25 protein-coding genes, 1 tRNA gene and 2 pseudogenes are annotated in these 24,264 nt (G+C 25.8%); 5 read left to right on the top strand and 23 right to left on the bottom strand.

Going from position 1 to position 24,264, the window contains the following annotated elements; all coding sequences use genetic code 4:
* Positions 1-25 precede the first annotated feature (25 nt).
* Positions 26-808, top strand: a complete 783-nt coding sequence (locus AACK93_RS05145) for a hypothetical protein (RefSeq protein ID WP_339024009.1) — start codon at positions 26-28, stop codon at positions 806-808.
* A gap of 239 nt (positions 809-1,047) precedes the next feature.
* Here the strand turns inward: AACK93_RS05145 and AACK93_RS05140 are convergent, their stop codons facing one another.
* The 3 genes from AACK93_RS05140 to AACK93_RS05130 all read right to left on the bottom strand — a co-directional run bounded on the left by AACK93_RS05140 (position 1,048) and on the right by AACK93_RS05130 (position 2,396).
* Positions 1,048-1,269, bottom strand: a complete 222-nt coding sequence (locus tag AACK93_RS05140; RefSeq protein WP_339024008.1) for a hypothetical protein — start codon at positions 1,267-1,269, stop codon at positions 1,048-1,050.
* Between the two features lie 158 nt (positions 1,270-1,427).
* A complete protein-coding gene (locus AACK93_RS05135) occupies positions 1,428-2,198 on the bottom strand; it encodes an Mbov_0401 family ICE element transposase-like protein (protein ID WP_339025456.1) in 771 nt (256 codons plus the stop codon).
* A 36-nt stretch (positions 2,199-2,234) separates the two neighbouring features.
* On the bottom strand, positions 2,235-2,396 hold the full coding sequence (locus AACK93_RS05130; RefSeq protein WP_339024007.1) for a hypothetical protein: 162 nt from the start codon (positions 2,394-2,396) through the stop codon (positions 2,235-2,237).
* Between the two features lie 302 nt (positions 2,397-2,698).
* On the opposite strand from AACK93_RS05130, the gene AACK93_RS05125 reads away from it, so the two are divergent.
* Positions 2,699-4,171, top strand: coding sequence for a PQQ-binding-like beta-propeller repeat protein (locus AACK93_RS05125; RefSeq protein WP_339024006.1), 1,473 nt, complete (start codon positions 2,699-2,701; stop codon positions 4,169-4,171).
* Positions 4,172-4,388: 217 nt separating this feature from the next.
* Here AACK93_RS05125 and AACK93_RS05120 read toward each other — a convergent pair whose 3' ends face one another.
* From AACK93_RS05120 to AACK93_RS05060, 13 genes are all read right to left on the bottom strand, one after another.
* Positions 4,389-4,907, bottom strand: a complete 519-nt coding sequence (locus tag AACK93_RS05120; RefSeq protein ID WP_339024005.1) for a hypothetical protein — start codon at positions 4,905-4,907, stop codon at positions 4,389-4,391.
* Between the two features lie 90 nt (positions 4,908-4,997).
* Positions 4,998-5,153 carry a hypothetical protein gene (locus AACK93_RS05115; protein WP_339024004.1) on the bottom strand — a complete coding sequence of 52 codons (156 nt, stop codon included), beginning with the start codon at positions 5,151-5,153 and terminating at the stop codon, positions 4,998-5,000.
* A 208-nt stretch (positions 5,154-5,361) separates the two neighbouring features.
* Entirely contained in the window at positions 5,362-6,114 is a 753-nt protein-coding gene (locus AACK93_RS05110) for a hypothetical protein (RefSeq protein ID WP_339024003.1), read from the bottom strand.
* A 181-nt stretch (positions 6,115-6,295) separates the two neighbouring features.
* Positions 6,296-7,150 carry a hypothetical protein gene (locus AACK93_RS05105; protein WP_339024002.1) on the bottom strand — a complete coding sequence of 285 codons (855 nt, stop codon included), beginning with the start codon at positions 7,148-7,150 and terminating at the stop codon, positions 6,296-6,298.
* Between the two features lie 375 nt (positions 7,151-7,525).
* Positions 7,526-8,035: a hypothetical protein gene (locus tag AACK93_RS05100; protein WP_339024001.1), complete on the bottom strand. Its 510-nt coding sequence runs from the start codon at positions 8,033-8,035 to the stop codon at positions 7,526-7,528.
* Between the two features lie 14 nt (positions 8,036-8,049).
* On the bottom strand, positions 8,050-8,289 hold the full coding sequence (locus AACK93_RS05095; RefSeq protein ID WP_339024000.1) for a hypothetical protein: 240 nt from the start codon (positions 8,287-8,289) through the stop codon (positions 8,050-8,052).
* Positions 8,290-8,291: 2 nt separating this feature from the next.
* A complete protein-coding gene (locus AACK93_RS05090; protein WP_339023999.1) occupies positions 8,292-8,567 on the bottom strand; it encodes a hypothetical protein in 276 nt (91 codons plus the stop codon).
* A gap of 3 nt (positions 8,568-8,570) precedes the next feature.
* Positions 8,571-9,575 (bottom strand): hypothetical protein, encoded by a 1,005-nt coding sequence (locus AACK93_RS05085; RefSeq protein ID WP_339023998.1) that lies wholly within the window; start codon positions 9,573-9,575, stop codon positions 8,571-8,573.
* An 8-nt stretch (positions 9,576-9,583) separates the two neighbouring features.
* Complete coding sequence (locus AACK93_RS05080; RefSeq protein WP_339023997.1) at positions 9,584-9,757, bottom strand: hypothetical protein; 174 nt, start codon at positions 9,755-9,757, stop codon at positions 9,584-9,586.
* Between the two features lie 262 nt (positions 9,758-10,019).
* On the bottom strand, positions 10,020-10,250 hold the full coding sequence (locus AACK93_RS05075) for a hypothetical protein (RefSeq protein WP_339023996.1): 231 nt from the start codon (positions 10,248-10,250) through the stop codon (positions 10,020-10,022).
* Between the two features lie 3 nt (positions 10,251-10,253).
* Positions 10,254-10,415, bottom strand: coding sequence for a hypothetical protein (locus tag AACK93_RS05070; RefSeq protein WP_339023995.1), 162 nt, complete (start codon positions 10,413-10,415; stop codon positions 10,254-10,256).
* Positions 10,415-10,636 (bottom strand): hypothetical protein, encoded by a 222-nt coding sequence (locus AACK93_RS05065; RefSeq protein ID WP_339023994.1) that lies wholly within the window; start codon positions 10,634-10,636, stop codon positions 10,415-10,417. Before AACK93_RS05065 ends, AACK93_RS05070 begins: the two co-directional genes overlap by 1 nt.
* Positions 10,637-10,638: 2 nt before the next feature.
* On the bottom strand, positions 10,639-10,965 hold the full coding sequence (locus tag AACK93_RS05060) for a hypothetical protein (RefSeq protein WP_339023993.1): 327 nt from the start codon (positions 10,963-10,965) through the stop codon (positions 10,639-10,641).
* 790 nt (positions 10,966-11,755) lie between these two features.
* On the opposite strand from AACK93_RS05060, the gene AACK93_RS05055 reads away from it, so the two are divergent.
* The 3 genes from AACK93_RS05055 (at position 11,756) to AACK93_RS05045 (ending at position 13,091) form a co-directional block, all read left to right on the top strand.
* Entirely contained in the window at positions 11,756-12,244 is a 489-nt protein-coding gene (locus AACK93_RS05055) for a hypothetical protein (protein ID WP_339023992.1), read from the top strand.
* A gap of 213 nt (positions 12,245-12,457) precedes the next feature.
* Positions 12,458-12,652 (top strand): hypothetical protein, encoded by a 195-nt coding sequence (locus AACK93_RS05050; RefSeq protein WP_339023991.1) that lies wholly within the window; start codon positions 12,458-12,460, stop codon positions 12,650-12,652.
* A complete protein-coding gene (locus AACK93_RS05045) occupies positions 12,636-13,091 on the top strand; it encodes a UPF0236 family transposase-like protein (protein WP_339023990.1) in 456 nt (151 codons plus the stop codon). The genes AACK93_RS05050 and AACK93_RS05045 overlap by 17 nt, the downstream gene beginning before the upstream one ends.
* 85 nt (positions 13,092-13,176) lie before the next feature.
* Here AACK93_RS05045 and AACK93_RS08165 read toward each other — a convergent pair.
* From AACK93_RS08165 to rnr, 7 genes and pseudogenes are all read right to left on the bottom strand, one after another.
* Positions 13,177-14,365, bottom strand: a pseudogene (locus AACK93_RS08165) (IS256 family transposase).
* Between the two features lie 270 nt (positions 14,366-14,635).
* Positions 14,636-16,600 carry an excinuclease ABC subunit UvrB gene (uvrB, locus tag AACK93_RS05030; protein WP_339023987.1) on the bottom strand — a complete coding sequence of 655 codons (1,965 nt, stop codon included), beginning with the start codon at positions 16,598-16,600 and terminating at the stop codon, positions 14,636-14,638.
* Between the two features lie 11 nt (positions 16,601-16,611).
* Positions 16,612-19,008: a preprotein translocase subunit SecA gene (gene secA / locus AACK93_RS05025; protein ID WP_339023986.1), complete on the bottom strand. Its 2,397-nt coding sequence runs from the start codon at positions 19,006-19,008 to the stop codon at positions 16,612-16,614.
* Positions 19,009-19,746: 738 nt separating this feature from the next.
* A tRNA-Trp gene (locus AACK93_RS05020) sits at positions 19,747-19,822 on the bottom strand.
* A 448-nt stretch (positions 19,823-20,270) separates the two neighbouring features.
* Positions 20,271-21,422, bottom strand: a pseudogene (locus tag AACK93_RS08160) (IS256 family transposase).
* A 228-nt stretch (positions 21,423-21,650) separates the two neighbouring features.
* The gene (gene smpB / locus AACK93_RS05005; protein WP_339023984.1) at positions 21,651-22,100 is read right to left on the bottom strand and encodes an SsrA-binding protein SmpB; all 450 of its coding nucleotides are present in this window, start codon (positions 22,098-22,100) and stop codon (positions 21,651-21,653) included.
* Positions 22,091-24,244, bottom strand: a complete 2,154-nt coding sequence (gene rnr / locus AACK93_RS05000; protein ID WP_339023983.1) for a ribonuclease R — start codon at positions 24,242-24,244, stop codon at positions 22,091-22,093. Before rnr ends, smpB begins: the two co-directional genes overlap by 10 nt.
* Between the last annotated feature and the right edge of the window lie 20 nt (positions 24,245-24,264).

The following is a 24,264-nucleotide window of genomic DNA, read 5'->3' as shown; positions in this document are numbered from 1 at the left end:
TATAATTCTATTAAAGGAGAATAATATGCAATTAAAAACATTATTTTTAGAAATAAATATCGCTAGTAATATTCCAATAGGACTATTGATAGCATTGATAGTTTTTGGTATTTTAGCTGGGGTTTTATTAATAACTTGATTAGCTACTTGAATATATTCGTCAATTATTAGAAATACTAACAGTGCTAATTTAACAGGAAAAGAATTTGTTGATGCTTATTTAAAAAAGTTTGGTTTTGTTGGGAAAAAAGTTCAAAAGACTACTAGTTATGAAATTAAAAGTCATTTTTTTCAATTAACGCCTTTTCATTACAAAAAACAAAAACCACATCATTTAATAGTTAAAATGTTACCTTGAACTTATCATCGTAGTAGTTTATATACTTTAGCTAAAGCTGGAGAGGTAGCATATTCTACTTCGCAAGGAAGAAAGTTATTTCTTAGTTTTGGATGATCTTTAATTGTTAATTTAGCATTAGTGGTAACAACATTTCTTGTTATTAATTTAGCTTTATTAATTCTTAATAAACAAGCATTATTTGGTAATGCTAATCCTCATCAAGCAATAATTGTTATTGGTATTGTTGCTAGTATTAGTTTTATTTTATCAATTAGTATTCCAATATATTTTTATATTTGAGCGATGCAACCCGTATATAAGTTTGCTCAATTGTTGTTAACTGCCAATGAAGCTAAACTAATTAAATGAATTTACTTAGTTCGAATTTTATATTTAATTATTACGACAATTTATGAAACATTAAAAAGAGTAGCATATGTTATTGATAAAATCCAAGATGCTACATAATATTTTATAGTTTATTCTTTTGTTATTTTGTTGCATAATAATTTTAGAGAAATGGCCTCGTTTAGTTTTCTTAGGTATTGCTTTGAAAAAGTAAAACAATCAGCTAATTATATTATTTAATTACTAAACTAACCATATCTTTCTTGTTATTGCCATTTTTATTCTTTTTCATTTTATCATATTATTGAATTTTTACACAATAAAAAATTATTAATTTTATTAAATTTTAACTAATATTTTTACTTACTTAAATGAATATATTTATTTGCATATACAATGTTGCCTTTGCTGATTCAACTATCATCATTTTTATTATTATATTTATTTCATAATGAATTTTTATATATTTCTTTTCTGATTTCTATTTCTGAATTAATATTTTCATTAATATAATGTAATAGGTTATTTAAATTCTTATGATTATATATTTTTGCTCCATATCCTAATTGTTGTTTTACCAAATGTGATACATCACCTTCAATGTTACAACCGATATTTCATTCTAAATTTTGATGATGAATACCATGCTTATTGTTTTTGAAATAATTACTCGTCTTTCTTAAATTTGTTTCAATATCTTTATTTAATTCATTTTTAGCAATATTACGAATGTTTTTGATTAATTCTTGATGGAATTTCCATCCTTATATAATTTAATTCAACTATTTAGTGTTACTTTGCGACTTTCAAAAATAATATTAAATGTAGTTTGTTTTAATTTTTTAATAGTATGATAACCATCTAAAATATATCTAAAATTACCAAAACTATTGGCAATTTCTCTAATTCAAGCATCACCATCACCACAAACAATTATCCTGTCATAATTAATATTTACATAATGTTTTTGTAATTCTTTAATTAATAAATCACGATAATCCATTGTATTTATTCGTTTACCAACTTTTAACATTAGAAAATGACCTCGTTTGTTTTCTAATTCTCTACGAGCATTTTTGTAATTTTTTTCTTTATATCCGGTATGAAAAGTAACTAAACGAATTATTTGGTCTTTTTTAACTTTATGATCTAATGTCGCTAAAAATTTCTCATCTAGTTGAATATATAAATCCTTATTTTTGACATCAATTCTAGTTTTAGTTTCTTTTTCTGCTAGTTGAAAATATTCGACAATATCATATTTATTTAAAATATTTGAAATACTACCTTTTGAAATATAACAATGATTTAGAGCATCTAAAACATCACGATAGCGTTTACCATCACCCAAAAGACTTAAAACTTTAAATTGGACATCAAAATAAATGCGTTGTTTGGGCAATAAACCAATTTCTTTATCTAACAAACATACATATTCAAATTTACCTGATTTTTGATTTCAATATTTATATCGGCGTCGTTTAAAAGTAACATCACCAAAAATTGTAATAATTGTTCTTTAAGCAAAATGAACTACTTTATAACCTTATTTTAACCGATAATGATATTTATATAAGTATTCATCTAATTTTTCATATTCATTAGCTAGTTGTTCACATTTATTGGTGTACATATTTTTATGGGTTGTAAATAAACTGAATCAATACTTGTTTTCTATGGTTTTTAAATTATTTTTAATTTCTAACATAAAAAATTGCCTTTCTTGGTATTAATTTTAATAAAGTTTAATTTAGTTTGATTATTTTTTTGTTTTAATGATAATTTTTTCTAGAATTAGTGTTCAATATTCTAAAAAATGATAAAAATTTTATTTTATGGTTTATAATTAAATTCTTATTAATTTAAAATTTATAATTTTAAGTGGAGGCGATAATTACTACAAAAATTTATTAAATTAGCAAAAATTAACAAAAAGGATTTAATAAATGAAAAAATTACTAGAAATTTTAGGAACAATAACAATAGCAAGTAGTGGAATAGCAGGAATTGTTGCTAATAGTCCTTCCTTATCCAACGCAAGAACAACAAATTAAATTAGAAAACATAAATTATAAAAGACAAAAACGAAGCAATAATGAAAATAATAAAATAAATAGAACAAAAATTATTATTAAAACAGGAGGGTATGTTTTTTCTTCGGGTGTGGTTTTCAACAATAAATTATATTTTGGTTCAGGAGATAGCAACGTTTATGAGTATGATCCCGCTACACTGCTACAGGACAACAAAAAATTGTTATTAAAGCAAATAAAAATAACTGAGTTCATTCTTCTGGCGTGGTTTTCAACAATAAAATATATTTTGGTTCACATGATTAATAATGTGTATGAATATGATCCAGCAACAGGCCAACAAAAAACTGTCATAAAAACAGAAGAAGGAATTTGATCTCCTGGTGTGATTTTCAACAATAAATTATATATTGGTTCAGGAGATGGTAATGTTTATGAATATAGTAATTACTATAATTTAAGACAAATTAATAATAATTCTGATAATGCAATTTTAAATGAATTAAATTATTTAAATCCCGATTTAGATATAGCACAACTAGAAATTATTAATAAAACAAATAATTCAGCTATATTAAAAATAAAAGATAATTTAAATAATGATAATAATATAAAAATACATTATTCAATTGATAATCAACAAAATAAAATTATTAATTTAAATGAATTAATTAAAAAAGCATTATTTTTTAAATTTCGTGATGAAAACCCTAATTTAAAATTTAAGGAAATAAAAGATATTAATATTGATAACTTAATGTTTTCTGAGATTGAAATAACCAGCACTTCAGATTCGTTAAAATCATTTGACGAAAAAAGTGTTTGTTTTGAACCAGTTAATTTTCCTAATATCTCTTCAAATATACAAAAAATTAAAATACCATCATGTAGTTATGAAACTAAGGCAAAATATTTATTTCAAATTACAACAGGATTAAACATAAATAACTCAAAAAATATAGTTAATGGATGAAATTTAAATATTGATGACGAAATGATATTAACTGATTTTACAAGTTGAAATAAAAAAGCTTCTGAAATTAAAAATACATTATCACGGGATTTTGATTTGTCTAACATAAATAAACAAGAACAAGAATTAATTTTAAATCGCGATTTGTTACATTCACCAGAACAAGAATTATCTGTGGGAAGAAAACAACGCCTTACAGCCGAATATGTAGTCAGACTACTTGTTATTAAAACTAATTTAAATTTAAAACAAAAAATTAATGGAACGATTACTGCTAAAATAATTGATGATAATAACGAAGGGCAAACAATTACATTACCAATTAAAGAGACAATGCAAATATTACAAAAATATAGTTTATTGCCCAACGAAATTACTATTAACAAAGATAATAGCATTTCTTTTAATGGAAAAGCAATAATATCAAGAACAAGTGAAAGCGATCCCAAACCAATTTTTAATTTTCGTCCAATTTAATAAAAAATATTAAATTTATTACAAATAATTGGTCTGTTAACAACTTGTAAAAATAAGAAAAATATTCCAACCAGTAATTAAAATTACTGGTTTTTATTCCGACAAAATAGAAAGGAAAAATTAAAATGAAAAGTTGTTTAGTTGTTTAAGGGTCTTATCATTATAGAAAATTGCCTTTCTTGGGAGTAGTAATTTTAACAGTGTTTGAATTTAGTTATTAAGGATTTTCAATTTCAATTTCAAAATTGTTTGTATGTTCTAATACATAATTTATTGAATTGTTTTTTTCATCTTTGAAATCATTTAAGTTTGTACCTTGTGTTTTAATTCTTATTTTTTTATTAATTATTCAAAGTTTAAATAAATAATTATTAGGAAAGTTGGTTTTTTCTTGTCCGTGTGTATTTATTAGTTGTTTAATTTCTTTTTGTGTACTTTGATTATTTTCAAGTTTTTCTGTAAATTCGAAAGTAAAATTTCTTACATTTTTTAATTCTGATGGTAATTCCGCATTTATATTTACATTATTTCCTTTAAGAATGTTAACTTGTACAATATTATTTGAAGTTATTGAAAAATAAAATCTTACTTTTTCTAAGTCTTTAATTTCAAAATCATAAACTTTGTTTTCGTTATATTTATTTTTTTGTTCTACTGATTCATTTGTTTTTTTAGAACAGCTGAATATTGGTAATATTGTTAATGTCGAAAGAGCTATTGTATTTAAAATTTTCATTATTTTAATTCCTTTATTGCTTTATTTTTTCAATATATATATATAACTACACGAAAATCCTTAATATCATTAGAAAAATGGCAAAACCAATTAAAAACCGAAAGGTATAGTAAAAGGCAGGTACCGAGGTACCGTTTTAAAAACCGGAAAAATAGCAGTTGAAAAATTAACTGTTGCTTTTGCAACAATTGCTAATGGTCGTAAAATGGTAATGATTTGTGATGCCGTCAATATTCAGTTAATCATTTTAATACCAGCATTCTGAATGGCATAACCAACATCGCTAAATGCGGGTATTCACCGTCCGGAATATTTGCAATTTGCTGGCGGAATTAAGTCGTCTCATTCACTGTTTTTTGAGCCATCAGGAATAAAGGCCGTGGAATTAAGGACATTAAAGTCATAGATTTTAAAATTGTAATTAGCGACATTTTTTTATGGTACAAAGGAAAAGTTAAGGTAAAAATATTAATACCATAGCGAATATCGATGTCGGTGTTAAGATAATTAACACACTATTAGCAGTCTTGTTAGTTGGTAAGGTAATGAGTTTGTTATCATAAGATTTAAGCACATTAAATTCAATTTTATAGATACTGTTATTATTTTTAATAGCATTAAAATTTTCCTGGTGCGTTTTTTTATCAAAAGTAAAAAAATAACTTCTTAGTAATAATTCTGATTTCCCTATAATATTTACTAAGTATTTTTTGAGATAAAAGGTGATTAATGAGCGATAAAAGAAACCGATTTGAATAAAGTAATCTTTGTTGTAATTATCTACTCCCTTAAAATCAACCTCGGTATGAGTTTTTTCGTCCATATCAAAAGTAGCGTAAAATAAACTAGCAAAGAAGTTGCCAAGGATTTCGTAGATTTCGTTAAAAACATTTTTGTAATCGTTATTGTTAATACTAGAAATGTTGTTTTTAAAATATAGGTAAATATCATTTCGTAAATCGGAGTCATATCGTAGAAAACTAAATTTAACATTGAGGTAATTTAAGGTTTCAAAAAGATACTTAATTAGGTAATAATCGTTAGCCCTTTTGGTGTCATATTTTCATATTTCATTTTCACCGTGTAATAATTGTAAATAATTGTTTTCGGCAATTAGGGTTTTGTTAAATGCCTTAATTTTAAGGACATTATCGTTGGTATCTTCTTGTTTCAAAATGACCATTTTAATCGTATTTGTTCCTTGCAATTGTGTACTTGTTTCAGTTGCGGTGAATTTAACGGTAAATGTTCTGTCAGCAACATTATCTGTTGTTAAATCAAAAGTAGCACTATCATTTAAGTAATTGTTGTCATTATCTTTAATTTCTGTGTTATAGTCGATGCCTTCAATTGCATTATTTACGCCAGTAAGATTATTAATTTTTTCATTAATTCTTTTTTTTAATTTTTTTTATAACTTCAATTTTGGTTGCATTTGTCGGGTCAATTATTTCTGAATTTGGTAAAATAGTTGAAGTTTTGTGATAAAAATGGCTTTCGCTTTTAAAGCCATGATTTTTAATCGTAAATTCTTTGTAATAACCTTTTTCTAGGGTGTCAACGAAATTAAATATTGGCGTTCAATAGAGATAAGAGTAATTAAATTTATCAAAATTGCCACGATGAATCATTAAATAGTCAAGATTATCGATAACATCGTTATATTTATGATTACCGTCAAAGTTAATAGTTGCTGTTGATAATTTAATATCAGTACTATCTTTTTTAATTTCAATTTCAAAATTACTTGTATGTTCTAATACATAATTTATTGAATTGTTTTTTTCATCTTTGAAATCATTTAAGTTTGTACCTTGTGCTTTAATTCTTATTTTTTTATTAATTATTCAAAGTTTAAATAAATGATTATTAGGAAAGTTGGTTTTTTCTTGTCCGCGTGTATTTATTAGTTGTTTAATTTCTTTTTGTGTACTTTGATTATTTTCAAGTTTTTCTGTAAATTCGAAAGTAAAATTTCTTACATTTTTTAATTCTGATGGTAATTCTGCATTTATATTTACATTATTTCCTTTAAGTATGTTAACTTGTACAATATTATTTAAAGTTATTGAAAAATAAAATCTTACTTTTTCTAAGTTTCTCATTTCAAAATCATAAATTTTATTATTTTCTCTTTTATTTCTAACTAGTTGTGTTGTTATCTTGTCGTTTTTAATATTTTGGGGAATAGTAAAAATGTTATTAAAACTAATAATTAACACGGTAAATATTTTCATAAACATTTTTATCACTCCTTTTTAAAATATTTTATTTTTCATTGTTTTTTTAGTTTTGATTTTTTGATAAATCACTCAATACCACAATTTATAATTATAGCTATTGTAATGCATATATCTAAATACCCTAGTATCATAAGTGAAATTAATGCTTCAAATTTTTCATATAATAATTTCAAATCATTAATTTCCAATTTTAAAAATGGAATGAAAAAGATAATAATCATAAAAATGTAAGGCAAAATTCTCCATCAATATTTTTTTAAAGAATTAATGAGTTTGTTTGATTTCATTTTTCAAGGCTCTTTTTATTTTAATTTTTTGAATAATAAAGCGGATTAATTTTTCAAATTTAATTGCAAAGTATATTGCTCCGCTTCATTAAAAAACAAATATTCCCACCAGCATAATACCACTATTGAACTTGCCAAAGAAATCAACCATTTCTTTATTCATAAAATTATTAAACTCATCACTTGTTCCGGTTATTCATTTAGTATCGATTACTGTTAATGCACAAATTAATAAACTTATAAAGATGAAAATGATACTTAATGCTATTTTTAACCACTGCTTTTTAAAAGAATTTTTAATTCTTAATTTTAATGGCATTTTTTCTTTTGAATTATCTTTTTTAAATAATTTTGCTAAAAGTTTTTTCATTTTTATTCTCCTTTCGTGTTTAAAAATTTTTAATTTTTGGTTTTCAATTATCAAGTCTGATTTTTGATTAATATGAATAGTATTTCACTTTTCTAGTTCTAAAATTTCTTTATTTTTTTCCATTATTATGTATTTAAGAGTATTAACACTATTTTCTAATATGACATTAACAATTTTTAATTTGTCATTCTCTGTTTCTAATTCTTGTTTTTTAGTTCATTTTTCCATTTTTTGACCTACCTTTAATTACAATAAATAAGGCAATAAGTACACAAGTAACACCAAGAATGGATAAAAATTGGGTGTTGCGGAAATGTCCGAGCCATTGGTTTAAATAGTTCTAAAATTGTTAAATTGCTAGTAATAAATTTTTGGAAATTAGTAAGACCTTCGCTAATATAGTTCGTTAAAGTTTCAAAATGATTACCAGCCAATAGTCCAAGAACAGTTATTAAGATAAAAATAATAATTAGTTTAAACATTGTTAGTTACCTTGTTTTGTTTTTATTTGTTTTTTAGTTTTTCCTCACGCACTTAATCGACCTTTATTTTTAACCGCATATTGGCGTTGTTTTTCTAAATTAACTTGTTGACTACCAAATCCAAGAATAATTGCCATAAGAAATTCTACAGCCAGCGTTAAGAACAAAGGAAATATTAGTTGAATTTTTGTTCCCGGCACTTCTAAACTTCAAATTAAATCAAAAACTTTATAAAGCATTTGGGCAAGAAAGTCGGCCATTTTTGCAAGATTTTCCATTTTTTATTGTTCCTTTTCTTTCATTTTTCTTAAAAATTTGCTAAATTTATCCATTTTTAAGTATTCCAAGTCTTCTAAATCAATTGCCGTGTCAGTATAATATTTATCTTCATAGTCAGGATTAATTTTTGAATTTAAGTAATCTCTTAAAAACGCTAGGTAAAAAGAATTGTAAGTGTTAAGTATTGGTAGAGGAATTTTTAGTTTAAAAAAATAAATATCAAGTTCAGTAATATCACGATATTTAATGTGGCGAACCTTTTTACTATTTTTAGCATCAATTAAGGTGTTTCGTCAGCGTTCATATTCTTCAATGTTCGTAACAGTACCATAGACAACTTTTAAGTAGGGACGAAAAATATTAACGGGTTTTTTACGAATTGCCACAATCACATTATTGGCAATATCATGAACTTTAAATCAAATATGTTTATCTCTTTGACCACCACCACTAGCGAGCACAATATGACCGAAATGGCGTGCCAGAGCGAAATATTCTTGGATACCGATTTCTTCGTTTTTGGCATTATTTTTTTCTCAATCCGTTCCTTCTAAAAATAAATTGGTTTCATCTCATAACAGTAAGGTTTTGTCTGGCAATACCGGATAATCAAAGTCTAATAATCCCATATGGCCTAAACTTAATTTTTGGGTTTCTAGTAATGGAAAGGTTGATGCGATGTGATATTTCTTCTTTTTTAGTAATTTTAATGCGTATACTAGAAGGGCGGTTTTTCCAGTTCCTAATGAACCAATCACAATATTTAACGGTGAATTTTTTAAGAAATTAATAACTTTGTTAATTTGTGTTAAATTATCGATTTTAAAAAGAAAAATTAAAATACAACCTGCTAAAAATAAATAGCTTACAATGTTTTTAAAATGACCGTTGTGAATATATCAAATTGCTCCGCAATGTCATAAAATTAGAAATGAGGTGCGATTCAATTCAATAAAATGGTTATTTTTTTCTATTATTCATTTGCAAAATTTTATCTTGCACCTCACTTTTTTTGTTAGCGGACTGCGCCAAGTAGTTTTTCAAATATTTTAAAACAAATAAAGAATATTGCCAAAATAAATGGAAAAATGAATATTCAGTAGTCAGCAAAGAAGTTACCGACTTGTGGCATATTAACAGCAATAATTTCTCACATTTTAGTAAACGCCGTTATAATTGCATTTCACAATTTAGGCATCGCATCACTCACACTCACTAGCTGTTATTTTTTCTACTGTTGCTGGTGGTGGTGGGCGGCATTGGCCAAGAAAGTTCCAATCATATAATCACCCCCCCCTTTCTTATTTAAAGCATTCATCATTTATATTCAAAGTTTTTCTTAAATTTGTTAAAACCACGATTAACCTTAACACGATTATATTTTTTCCTAATTAATTTTGAATTTCTTTGTGAATGCATCACAATGTAACTTCTTGACATTAATTTTTTCCCTATCTAAATACTGATATGGTTTTTCAAAGTAGCATTAGAATAAATCACACCATAATCGTTGTTAAGAATCAAAAAGCAATGTTTGCTATTAAAAGTCAAAGTGTTTCTTGAGTTAAATCAATTTCTTTACCACCACTAATATGAGCCGGAATAGTTGTAATTTGAATAAATAAATCTCAGAAAGTTTGTTTAATTTGTTCTCAATTAAATTCTTTTAAGTTTATTGTCACTTTCTATCTCCCAAAAATCATTTTTATTGGTAAATACATAATTGAAATTAAGGCGAAAAGAAAAGTAATGATAATAATTAATCCGGCAATAAACGCAACTTGTGCAGGCATTTTTTCTATCGAAACAAACAGTTCTAAGAATTCCATAATAATTTTTCAAAACATTATTTTTTATCCGCGCTATTTTCTTTTGAATTGGGAGCTTTAACTCATTTTTCAAAGCGAGCAATAAATACTTTTTCGTCTTTTGTAAAATTACCAGTATTATTTTTAATGGCATTTTTATATTTAATTCGCATTTTTATTTTGGCACAAATTTTATAAGCAAAATATGCCAATAGCATTATGCAAATGATAATAAATATTAATCCAATCGCAATATTCATTTTTAAACTCCTTTAAAATAGTTATAATTTATATCTTTTTTGTTGTTTTCTTTTTCGGCAATGAAAAAACCTAATAATTCTTGTCCTTTAATTAATTTGGTTTCTTTTTCTTTTTGATTAATCGAAATTACTTGATATTTACTGTCTTTTATTATTTCAATGCAAATTGAATTTTCGTATTTTCCTTTATAAACAAATCGCTTTGCAAACCAAATACCGATTTGTTCATTAAATCACGGAATTTTTGGGGCTTTAATAAGCATTGCGTTTTGTGTTTCTTTTAAAAGATATTTTTTAGTATTTAAGAAAATGTTTTCAATGTTTTTCATAATAAATTACCTTTCTTATGAATAAACTAAGTTATATTAACTAAGTTGTTAGTTAACTTAGTTTTTTAAACACTTATATATCGCAGATTTAAGTGTTTAATAAGCTTTGTTAGTAAATTTTGTTTTTTAATTAGATAAATAAATATTTTAATAATTTTAAACTTAGCATACCCCCTTATATAGAAATTTCTACACTTTAGCATCCGCATCCTACCATCTACCCTTGGAACTAATTTAATAGCATGTATATTTTTAGGAAATCCACCCATTCATTTTTTTATTGCAAAATGAAACAAATTGCTATAGCTAATAGGATGTTGTCTATTAACTGGTAAAACTTCTTTTGGTTATAGCAACCACCCACAATTTATCGCGCTTTAATACATACCAACATTATTAACTCGCTTGTATTTAATTTTCAGAGAACAAATTTTTAACATCTTATAAAATAAAAAGACAATCATTGCTGACTGTCTTAATACTTATTCAAATCTTTACCTACCTAAGAAAACTTTATGCGTCCTGCCAAGTCTATTATTTAATTGATAATTAACAAAATAAAATTATTAATTTAAATGAATTAATTAAAAAAACATCATTTTTTAAATTTCAAGATGAAAAGCCAAATTTAATATTTAAAGAAATAAAAAATATTGATACTAATAATTTAGTTTTTTCAAATGTTGAAGTTACAAGAAAAGGAAATTCATTAATATGATCTAATTTTCCTGAAAATGTATGTTCTGATAGATAATTTATTAATAAAACTTTAAATGTAAAATCATTTAATGTGCTTGCTTGTAGATATAATTCAAAATCAAAAGAAATATTTCAAATTAAAAAAGGAATAATTAAAAATCAAGAAAAAAATATAAAAAATAGTTGAACTTTATCTATTGATGATGAAAATAAATTAACAGATTTTGTAAATATGAATATTAAAGATAAAATAACACATAATTTTTCAAATGAGTTTGATTTTTCAAATTTAAACAAACAAGAACAAGAAATGGTTTTAAATACTTTTAAGGAACCAGCTGATAAATTTGAACTTAACCCCAATGAAAAATTACAAATTAATTATTTTGTAAGAATAGTTAAATCTGAAATTACGTTAAATTTAAAACAAAAAATTAATGGAACAATTAGTGCCAAAATAATTGATGATAAAAATAAAGAACAAATAGTTACATTATCAATTAAAGAAGCGATGCAAATATTACAAAAATATAGCTTATTGCCAGATGAAATTACTATAGATAAAAAAATGATAATATAACATTTAATGGGGAAGTATTTTTCTCACTAGAAAGAGAAGGAGAAGGTCAAGTAAGAGTAAGAATGAATGTAGTTACTTCCATATTATAGGCAATATATATGAAAAAATTTAATTATAAAAATATTTATGGAAATAAATAAGTAATTTATTTCCATTTTTAATTAAATTAACAAAAAAATATGGATAGGTTACAATAAGTCAAATCATATTTATGTGGACTTTCAAAATAAGGATTTATATATTCAACTAGATGAGAAATTTTTAGCGACATTAGATCATAAAGTTAAAAAAGACCAAATAATTCGTTTAGTTACTTTTCATACCGGATATAAAGAAAAAAATTACAAACATGCTCGTAGATTGTTAGAAAATAAAACGAGATCATTTTCTAATGTTAAAAGTTGGTAAACGAATAAATACGATGGATTATCTTGATTTATTAATTAAAGAATTGCAAAAACATTATGTAAATATTAATTATGACAAAATAATTATTTGTGGTGATGGTGATGCTTGAATTAGAGAAATTGCCAATAGTTTTGGTAATGTTAGATATATTTTAGACGGTTATCACGCTATTAAAAAATTAAAACAAACCGCATTTAATATTATTTTTGAAAATCGCAAAGTAACATTAAATATTTGAATTAAATTATATAAAGATGGAAATCATCAAGAATTAATCAAAAATATTCGTAATGTTGTTAAAAATGAATTAAATAAAGATATTAAAACAATTTTAAGAAAGGCGAGTAATTATTTCAGTAATAATAAGCAAGGTATTCATCATCAAAATTTAGAATGAAATATCGGCTGTAGCATTGAAAGTGATGTATCACACATTTAATAAAACAGCAATTAGGATATGGGGCAAAAATATATAATCATAATATAATAATTGGGACTGCACAATTAACTGTGTCTCTAAGTAATTAACTTAAATTCACTTTGTCCTCAAATTTTATCATTAAATGTGAAATTGCACTACCCCAATTTTGAATTGGCATCGTTCATTTCTTAACCATATTTTGAAATGCTAAATAAAATATTTTAAAAAATGATGCTTCATTAGGAAAAATCTTTTTATTCTTAATTACTCTTCTTAGTTGACTATTAACAGACTCTATTGTATTAGTTGTATAAATAATTCTCCTAAATTCTTGAGGATATTCAAGAAAAATTATTAAATTATTTCAGTTATTTTTTCATGATTTAGTAATTTGTGGATACTTTTTATTTCATTTTTCTGAAAAATGAAATAAAGCAACCAACGATATTTCTTCATTAATTGCTGTATAAATTGATTTTAAATCATTAGCTACAAGTTTGCGATCTTTGTAAGGAACAAATTTTAAACTATTACTAATTTGATGAACAATGCATAATTGGTGCTGTGTTTTTGGAAAAACAGCTTCTATTGCATCAGACATTCCTGTTAAATTATCACTATAAGCAACAAGAATATCTTGTAAGCCACGATTTTTCATTTCCGTAAAAGGATTATTTTATATTCAGTCAAAATTTGGTTCCCTCATTCTCGCTAATTCACATTCCTAAAATATCTTTTAAACCATTTAAATTAATTCCTAAGGCAAGATATACTGCTTTGTTTATTATTCGTTTATCTTGTTCTACTTTAACAACAACAATACAATCAAAATAAACAATCAGATAAATCTTCTCTAAAGGTTTAGTTTGTCACACTCTAACTTCTTCAATAACATCATCAGTTATTTGATTAATTAAACTTTCTGAAATTTCTGTTCCGTGATAGAATTCTTGTAATTGTGCTTTGATATCAGAAATTGTCATTCCTCTTGCATATAAAGAAATTACTTTTTGATCAAAGTTATCAAATTTTCTTTGTCTTTTTGGAATAATTACTGGTTCAAAAGTACTATTTTGATCTCTTGATACATCAATTGCAATTGAACCATTTTTAGTAATAATGGTTTTTGGTGTGTTGCCATTTCTTTTATTATGATTCTCATCAGTTTCAAGATGATCTTTAATTTCTGCATTTAACATTCTTTCAGTTAATTTTTTGATAAATTCCTGAAAAATAGTATTGCCTTTAAATAAATCTTGTGGATTATTAATATTTTCTAAAAAATAATCCACAACTTTATCAATTGCATCAGGTTCTTTTTTTTATTTTTTTTGTCATTTTTTGTTCTCCTTCGTTTAAGTATAATTCAGAATGAATTATCGAGACACAGAATTTTGGACAGCCCCTAATAAATAATTTAAATAACTTATTACATTTAAGAATGGCAAATTTAAACAAATTAGATGTATTTCATTAGACTTGGTACATAACTATAACATTTTATAGTCTAGTAGGCATAAAAATGTTATAGTTATGTACCAAGTCTAATGAAATATTTAATCTTATTCTGTTTCCAATTCCAAAATTAAATCTCGTAACTGTGCTGCTCGTTCAAACTGTAAATCTTTTGCTGCCACTAACATTTCCTTTCGCAAATCACTAATGATTTGCGTTTTTGTTTTGAGATAATCTTTAGACTTTCTTTTATTAATAATATCAAATTCTTGTAATAATTTATTAGCAAATAACGAATCATCAATCTTTTTCTTTATTGTCTGGGGAATAATATTATGTTCTTTATTATAAGCAATTTGGACATTTCTTCGGCGCAGCGTTTCAGCCGTTGCTTTTTGCATCGCATCCGATATTGTATCAGCATACATAATAACATTACCATTAACATTTCTTGCCGCCCGACCAATAGTTTGAATTAATGACCGCGCATCGCGTAAAAATCCTTGCTTATTAGCCTCTAAAATGCAAATTAACGAAACTTCAGGAATATCTAATCCTTCGCGTAATAAATTAATTCCCACCACAGCATCATAAACCCCTTTTCTTAGTTCTAATAAAATCTTTGAACGATCTAAAGTTTTTAATTCACTATGCAAATATGCTACTTTAATATTCCGCTCCTGCAAATAAGTAGTTAAATCTTCTGCTTGTCTAATTGTTAAAGTCGTAATTAATACTCTTTCACAATTTTCTTTTCGCACTAAAATATTTTCAATAATATCATCAATTTGATTCATCGTTGGTTTAACAACAATTGTTGGATCAACTAAACCTGTCGGGCGAATAATTTGTTCAGTTACTTGATAATTAACTTGATTTAATTCAAAATCACCCGGAGTTGCTGATGTATATATCACTGTTTTTAATTTATTCATAAATTCTATAAAATTTAATGGTCGATTATCTAAGGCACTCGGTAAACGAAAACCATAATTAACTAATGTTTGTTTTCTACTCCGATCAGTATTAAACATTCCTCTGGCTTGTGGTAAAGAAATATGTGATTCATCAATAATAGTTACAAAATCATCACCAAAATAATCAATTAAAGTATATGGTGGCACATCTTTATCTCTTAAATCTAAATGTCGGGAATAATTTTCAATACCACTACAAATACCAAACTCTTGCAAGGCTTCTAAATCACGATTAGTTCTTTGTTCAATCCTTTGATATTCTAATAATTGATTATTAGCTTTTAAGACTTCTAAATATTTTATTAATTCTGCTTCAATTCTAGCAATTGCCTTTGCTAATCTTTCTTTGGAAATAATATAGTCTTGAGCAGGAAAAATTGTAAAAGATTGATATCTTTCAATTAATTTACCAGTTAAAACATCAATCTTAGCAATTTCGTTAATATCATCATCAAACAAATCAATGCGTAAATAAAATTCATCCGTTCAACCCGGTGCCAACTTAATAACATCACCTTTTGCAGTAAACATTCCCGGACGAATTTCTAAATCATTACGAGTATAACCAGAATTAATAAGAAAATGTAATAACACTTTTCTCTCAATTTTTTGACCATTACGAATTTCAAAAAAAGATTTTTTATATTCATTAGGATCTTGTGCACCATAAATAGCAGCAACTGATGCCACAACAATAACATCTTTTCTAGTAACTAAAACATTCATCGCACTTAACCGCATCATTTCAATATCACTATTAGATTTTGCTGTCTTATCAATATATGTATCAGTTTTTGGCATATATGCTTCTGGTTGATAAAAATCAAAGTTGGAAACAAAATATTCCACACGATTTTCAGGAAACATGCCTTTTAATTCAACATATAATTGCATTGCCAAGGTTTTATTATGTGACAAAATTAAAGTTGGTTTATTAATTTTAGTAATAACATTAGCAATCGTATAAGTTTTTCCCGTACCAGTTGCTCCTAATAACACTTGAAATTGTTGATTTTCTCTTATTCCTTGTATTAAACTTGCAATCGCCTTTGGTTGATCACCTGCTGGCTTAAAATCAGCAACTAATTTAAACATAAAAATTTTTCCTAACCACCTTGCTTTGTCTTTGTTCTCTCAATAGCCTCCATTACCTCCTCTGATATACCATCATCAACATCAGGACCAATTTCTAAACTACACAAACTAATAACTACTTGATGAGCAATATTAATTCGCATTCGATTAAATAATTGGGCTGATTCATCAATATATGCATGTAACGGATTTGACTGCCCATAGCTTCGCAAATAAATTCCCGTTCTTAATTTACTAGAACCATCAATATGTTCTGTTCAATGATGATCAAAAGCTTGTAAAATAATTTGATTTTCAATTTTTCATAACATTGCTTCAGGAATATTTTCAATAGTTTTCTGATAATGATTAAAAATTACCCGTCCAATTGATAAAACGGCATCATGTCGCGTCATTGAGCGTAATTTTTTAGCATCTAATTCATGATTACTGTTAATTAACTTTTTTTCTAAACTTTTTACTAAACTAACAAAATCAATCATAATTTCTTTATTAATCTCTTTTGTAAAAATATTCAATAAATCACCACTAACAGTAAAAATCATTCTTTCAACCAATGGAGCATAAACCTTAGTTTGCAAAATTGCATTGCGTTGTTCATACATTACTTCTCTTTGCTGAGCTAAAATATTATCATAATCCAACAAATTCTTTCTAGTATCAAAATTTAATCCTTCAACTTTTTTTTGAGCATTAGTAATACTTCGCGATAATAATTTTGATTGAATATGATCGTCTCCTAAACGACTAAATAATCCTTGTAATTTTTTACTACCAAAACGAAGCATTAATTCATCTTCTACTGAAAGATAAAATCTTGAATAACCCGGATCTCCTTGACGACCCGATCTACCTCGTAACTGATTATCAATTCTTCTAGCTTCATTTCGTTCCGTACCTAAAACAGCCAAACCACCTAAGGCGATAACACCATCACCTAATTTAATATCAGTGCCTCTTCCGGCCATATTAGTAGCAATTGTAACAGCCCCAATTTGTCCCGCACCAGCAATAATTTCTGCTTCTTGAACATGATTTCGCGCATTCAAAACATTATGAACTATTTTAGCTTCTTTTAAAATATTTGATACTTCCTCAGATGTCGTAATTGATGCTGCTCCGATTAGTATTGGTTGCCCTTTGATATGTCTTTCTTTAACCTCTTTAAGTAAAGCCTTATATTTAGAACTTTGTGATGCAAAAACCAAATCTATATCATCTTTTCTCACAATAGGAAGATTGGTGGGAATTTCCATTACTCGCATATTATAAATTTTAATAAACTCTTCTTCTTCCGTTTTTGCTGTTCCTGTCATCCCGCTCAATTTATTGTATAAGCGAAAGAAATTTTGATAAGTAATAGTTGCCAGCGTTGTCGTTTCATGTTCAATGGTAACTGCTTCTTTAGCCTGTAATGCTTGTTGCAAACCATCACTATAAGCTCTCCCTGGCATTAACCGCCCTGTAAATTGATCAACTAAAATTATTTCATCATTTTGAGCAACATATTCAATCCCGTTCGTAAAAACATGAACAGCTTTTAAAGCATTTAAAATATGATGAAATAATTCTGATTGCTCCAAACTAAACAAGTTTTTAATACCAAAATGTTTTTCTGCCTTTTTAACACCAGATATCGTTAAAGCCGCCTGTTTAGTTTCTAAATCAATTTTAATATCTGCCTTTTTATCCAAACTTTTAGCAAACCGGTCAGCATTTTCATATAAGGGTTCACGACTTTTAGAACCACCAGAAATAATTAACGGTGTTCTTGACTCATCAATTAAAACTGAATCAGCCTCATCAACAATTGCAAAATTCAACCCGCGTTGGACTTTTTCATCATAAGCATGTACCATGTTATCTCTTAAATAATCAAATCCTAATTCCGAGTTAGTAGTATATGTAACATCGCACAAATAAGCTTTTCGCTTTTGGTTATTACTTAAATCTCTTAAATTAACACCAACTGTTAAACCTAAAAATTCTAACACCGCACCATTAATTTCAGCATCACGCTGTGCTAAATATTCATTAACAGTAACAATATGAACGCCCTTACCAAGTAAAGCATTTAAATACATTGGCATAATCGCTGTTAAAGTCTTTCCTTCGCCAGTTCGCATTTCCGCAACATCACCATTATGTAAAACAATACCTCCTTCTAACTGAACAGCAAAAGCATGTAATCCCGAAACTCTTCTTGTTGCTTCACGTGCTACAGCAAAAACTTCAATTAAAATATCATCTACAGTATTACCAGCTTTCAATCGCTTTTTAAATTCATTAGTTTTATTTTTTAAACTATCATCAGATAATTCTTGCATTTCTAAATCTAAATCTAAAATTTCTTGAACATTAGCTCTAATGTTTTTTAAAACACTTTTATATTTATTAAAAAACTTCATATATATCGCTCCAGTTTCTAATTTCTCACCTATAACATTATTAATTTTATCATACTTTAAAATACTAATAAAATCTTTAATAAACAAAGGTTGCGTTTAGTTTTCTTAGGTATTGCTTTGAAGAAGTAAAACAATCAGCTAATTATATTATTTAATTACTAAACTAACCATACCCCCCCTCGTTATTTTCATTCTTATTTGTTATGATTCTATCATATTATTGAATTTTTACACAATAAAAATTATTAATAGGTCGCGTTTAGTTTTCTTAGGTATTTTTCAAAAAAGAAAAAATAATCATTTACTATAAATTATTTCAATATTCAAATTAAGTATATATTTCTTATATATGATTTTTGTTATAAAAAATTATTTTAATGTTTTTTTATAAATACTTGGTACATAACTATAACATTTTATGCTTATTAAACTATAAAATTCATTTTTATCTTTGTATTTATCTAACATTTGTACTTCATCTAGGAAATAATATTATCAAAATAGTAGATAAAATTAAAGATTATGTACCAAGTCTTAAATATTTTGCTCAGTTTTTATAACCTTTTATTGAAATTATGTTCGTTGATATTAAATATTTTGTTTTATTATTTATTTTCTAAATAAAATGATAATTAAATTGTCGTTGCTTGTCATTAAAAATTATTTAACCTTTTCCTACCTAACAAAAATTTATGCTTCCAATAATATATTGATATCATTCTTAATAAATAATTTTATTGGCAGGGGTAGCAGGACTTGAACCCACAACACTCGGTTTTGAAGACCGATGTTCTACCAATTGAACTATACCCCTACAATAAGTATATTTTATCAAAGTTATTAAAAATGACAAAGTAAATTATAAGGAAAGGGTCGCGTTTAGTTTTCTTAGGTATTTTTAAAAAAAGAAAAAATAATCATTTACTATAAATTATTTCAATATGCAAATTAAGTATATATTTCTTATGTATGATTTTTGTTGTAAAAAATTATTTTAATGTTATTTTTATAAGCGTTTTCCTTGGTTTTTATAACCTTTTATTGAAATTATGTTTGTTAGATGGAAAAGGTTAAATAATTTTTAATGACAAGCAACGACAATTTAATTATCATTTTATTTAGAAAATAAATAATAAAACAAAATATTTAATATCAACGAACATAATTTCAATAAAAGGTTATAAAAACTAAGGAAAACGCTTATAAAAACAACATTAAAAAAATAGGGACTGCACAATTAACTGTGTCTCTAAGTAATTAACTTAAATTCACTCTGCTCTGTCCTCAAACTTTATCATTAAATGTGAAATTGCACTACCCCAATTTTGAATTGGCATCGTTCATTTCTTAACCATATTTTAAAAACTGATGCGTCATTAGGAAAAATCTTTTTATTCTTAATTACTTTTCTTAGTTGACTATTAGCAGACTCTATTGTATTAGTTGTATAAATAATTCTTCTAAATTCTTGAGGATATTCAAGAAAAATTATTAAATTATTTCAGTTATTTTTTCATGATTTAGTAATTTGTGAATACTTTTTATTTCATTTTTCAGAAAAATGAAATAAAGCAACTAACGCTATTTCTTCATTAATTGCTGTATAAATTGATTTTAAATCATTAGCTACAAGTTTGCGATCTTTGTAAGGAACAAATTTTAAACTATTACGAATTTGATGAACAATACATAATTGGTGCTGTGTTCCCAAAAACACAGCTTCTATTGCATCAGACATTCCTGTTAAATTATCATTACAAGCAACAAGAATATCTTGTAATCCGCGATTTTTCATTTCCGTAAGATTATTCAGTCAAAATTTGGCTCCCTCATTCTCGCTAATTCACATTCCTAAAATATCTTTTAAACCATCTAAATTAATTCCTAAGGCAAGATAAATTGCTTTATTTATTATTCGTTTATCTTGTTTTACTTTAAACAACAATACAATCAAAATAAACAATCGGATAAATCTTCTCTAAAGGTTTAGTTTGCCACATTTTAACTTCTTCAATAACATCATTAGTTATTTGAATAATTAAACTTTCTGAAACTTCTGCTCCGTGATAGAATCCTTGCAATTGTGCTTTGATATCAGAAATTGTCATTCCCCCCCTTGCATATAAAGAAATTACTTTTTGATCAAAGTTATCAAATTTTCTTTGTCTTTTTGGAATAATTACTGGTTCAAAAGTACTATTTCGATCTCTTGGTACATGTACATCAATTACGATTGAACCATTTTTAGTAATAATGGTTTTTTGTGTGTTGCCATTTCTTTTATTATGATTCTCATCAGTTTCAAGATGATCTTTAATTTCCATATTTAACATTCGTTCAGTTAATTTTTTGATAAATTCCTGAAAAATAGTATTGCCTTTAAATAAATCTTGTGAATTATCAATATTTTCTAAAAAATAATCAACAACTTTATCAATTGCATCAGGCTCTTTTTTTTATTTTTTTGTCATTTTCTGTTCTCCTTTGTTTAAGTATAATTCAGAATGAATTATCGAGACACAGAATTTTGGACAGGTCCTTAAAATTTTTTATAACAAAAATCATATATAAGAAATATATACTTAATTTGAATATTGAAATAATTTATAATAAATGATTATTTTTTCTTTTTTTAAAAATACCTAAGAAAACTTTATGCGTCCTCTTTGAATTTTTCGTTCCATATCGCGTTTTTTAATAGTCTCTCTTTTATCATAAAGTTTTTTTGCTTTTGCTAACGCAATTTTAATTTTAATTAAACCCTTACTATTAAAATATATTTTAGTAGGAACTAATTGTAAATTTTGTAATTTCATCTTCGCTTCCAACTTTAAAATCTGTTTTTTGTGCAACAATAACTTTCTTGAACGATTAGGATCTGATTTAGCACTTGATGCATAAGCATAAGCACTAATATGTAAATTTAAAATTAATGCCTCTTGATTTCTAATCAAAACATAACTTTCTTGTAATGATACATTAGATTCCCGTAAAGATTTAACCTCAGAACCTTGTAATTCAATTCCAGCTTCATAAGTATCTATTAATTCATAATTAAATCGTGCTTTGCGATTTGAAGCAATTATTTTCATTGTTTAACCCTACCCCTGCCATTACTATTATTAGAATCTTTAAGGATAAAATCAATTTTTCTTTCTAACTTACTAGCTCACTTAACCTCAATGTTAACAATTTGTCCAAGATAATATTCTTTTCTTGTTCTTTCACCAACTAATCGCATTGTTTTTTCATTATAGTTATAATAATCATTTCGCATATCACTAACACGAATCAATCCTTCAATAGTATTTTCTAATTCTACAAAAATCCCAAAATTAGTAACTGAACTAACAATTCCCGAAAATCTTTTTCCAATTTGTGTTTCCATATACTCAGATTTTTTCATTTGTTCTACTGCTCTTTCACATTCTAATGCTTTCAACTCGGAAATACTAGACTGTTCTGCTTGATTTTGTAAAATCGCTGTATACTTATCAACAATAACATTATTAATTTTTTTCTCAAAAAGATATTTTCTTAACATCCGATGAACAATTAAATCCGGATAACGACGAATTGGTGATGTAAAATGAGTATAACAGTCACTTACTAAACCAAAATGCCCAATATTATTAATATCATAACGAGCTTTTTCCATACTTCGTAAAAACAAAGTAGCAACAACTTGAAATCAAGGTTTATCTTTAATATTTTTCAAAGTTAATTGCAAATCTTTAGCATAAACATTCCCAACCCCGCCCTTAATGTTATATCCCATTATTTTTAATACATTATACACTTCTCTTAATTTTTTAATTTTTGGTTTATCATGAATGCGATAAATAAATGGCAAATTCATTCAATAAATAGTGCTAGCAACAGTTTCATTAGCACGAATCATAAAATTTTCAATTAACATTTCTGCTGTTGCGCGCTTTCTCAAAGAAATATCACTAATTTTGCCATTTTGATTAATAACTAATTTAGCCTCATTTAAATTAAAATCAATAACTCCAGATTGCTCTTTATAATTTCTTAAAATATGATGTAAATCACGAGCAATTAAAAGCATTTGATAAATTTCAGGATGAGTTTTAACAAAATTTGGATTCTGACTACTAAAAGCCAAATTCACTTCATCATACGACATTCTTCGCTTAGTTTTAATAACTGATGGATATATTTCATTATTAATAGTTTCACCAACAGGATTAATTTCCATTTCACAAACTATCGTTAACCGTATCTCATTTTCATTTAAAGAACAAATACCATTTGATAATTGTGGTGGTAACATTGCAATAACACGATCAACTAAATAAATAGAAGTTCCCCTAATAAAAGATTCTTTATCCAAAGCACTATTCTCAGTAACATAATGTGACACATCAGCAATCGCAACAAATAATTTATAATTTCCATTATCCAACTTAACAACACTAATAGCATCATCTAAATCTTTAGCATCACTATCATCAATAGTAATAAATAAATTATTTTGTAAATCTCTCCGACCAATTAATTCTTCAGCCATTACCAATGGAGAGATTTTTTTTACTTCATTTAATGTCGCATCATCAAATTTTGTTTTAACAAAAAACTCGTGAACAACAGCGATAACATCAATTCCCGGAGTATTAACATTACCAATAATATCCTGAATTTCCAATGATACTAATTGATTTTTACTAACAGACACTATTTTAGCAATAACAATCATATCAATAATTGCAATACTTAAATTAGTAACTACAAAAAATAAATGTTGCAATTTAATATTATTAATTTTTAAAAACTTTGTTTTAGTTGCTTCATTAAAACAAACAGTAGCAACAATAGTAGTTAAAGACCTTTTTAATACTTTAATTACCAAAGCCGCAAAATGTCAAGCATCATTTTGTTTAATATTTTTACTAGTAAATAAAACTTCATCCATATCTAAACAACCATTTAAGTCTTGTGATTTAACAAAATACTTTTGATTATCTTTAGTTTTAATAAAACCAAAACCCTTAGAATGCAGTTGAATAATACCAGTAAGCAATTGATTTTGTAAATTTAAGGAATATTTATTACTACTATTAACTTTTAAAACATTATTAATTTTTAATTCCTTAAGTTCCAACGCCATTAATTCATATTGTTCTTCATTAGTAATTTCAAGATAATTATTAATTTCTAATTTTGAAAGGGGTCGCTTTTCATTTTTTAAAATATTTAAAATTTTTTGTTTCATATACTCTCCATCAGTCATTA

Origin of the sequence: Spiroplasma endosymbiont of Agriotes lineatus (genome assembly GCF_964019485.1) — a bacterium.
Lineage (GTDB): Bacteria > Bacillota_I > Bacilli_A > Mycoplasmatales > Nriv7 > Nriv7.
Note: the sequence above shows the minus strand (reverse complement) of the source record. Positions and strands in the feature narration are given on the sequence as shown.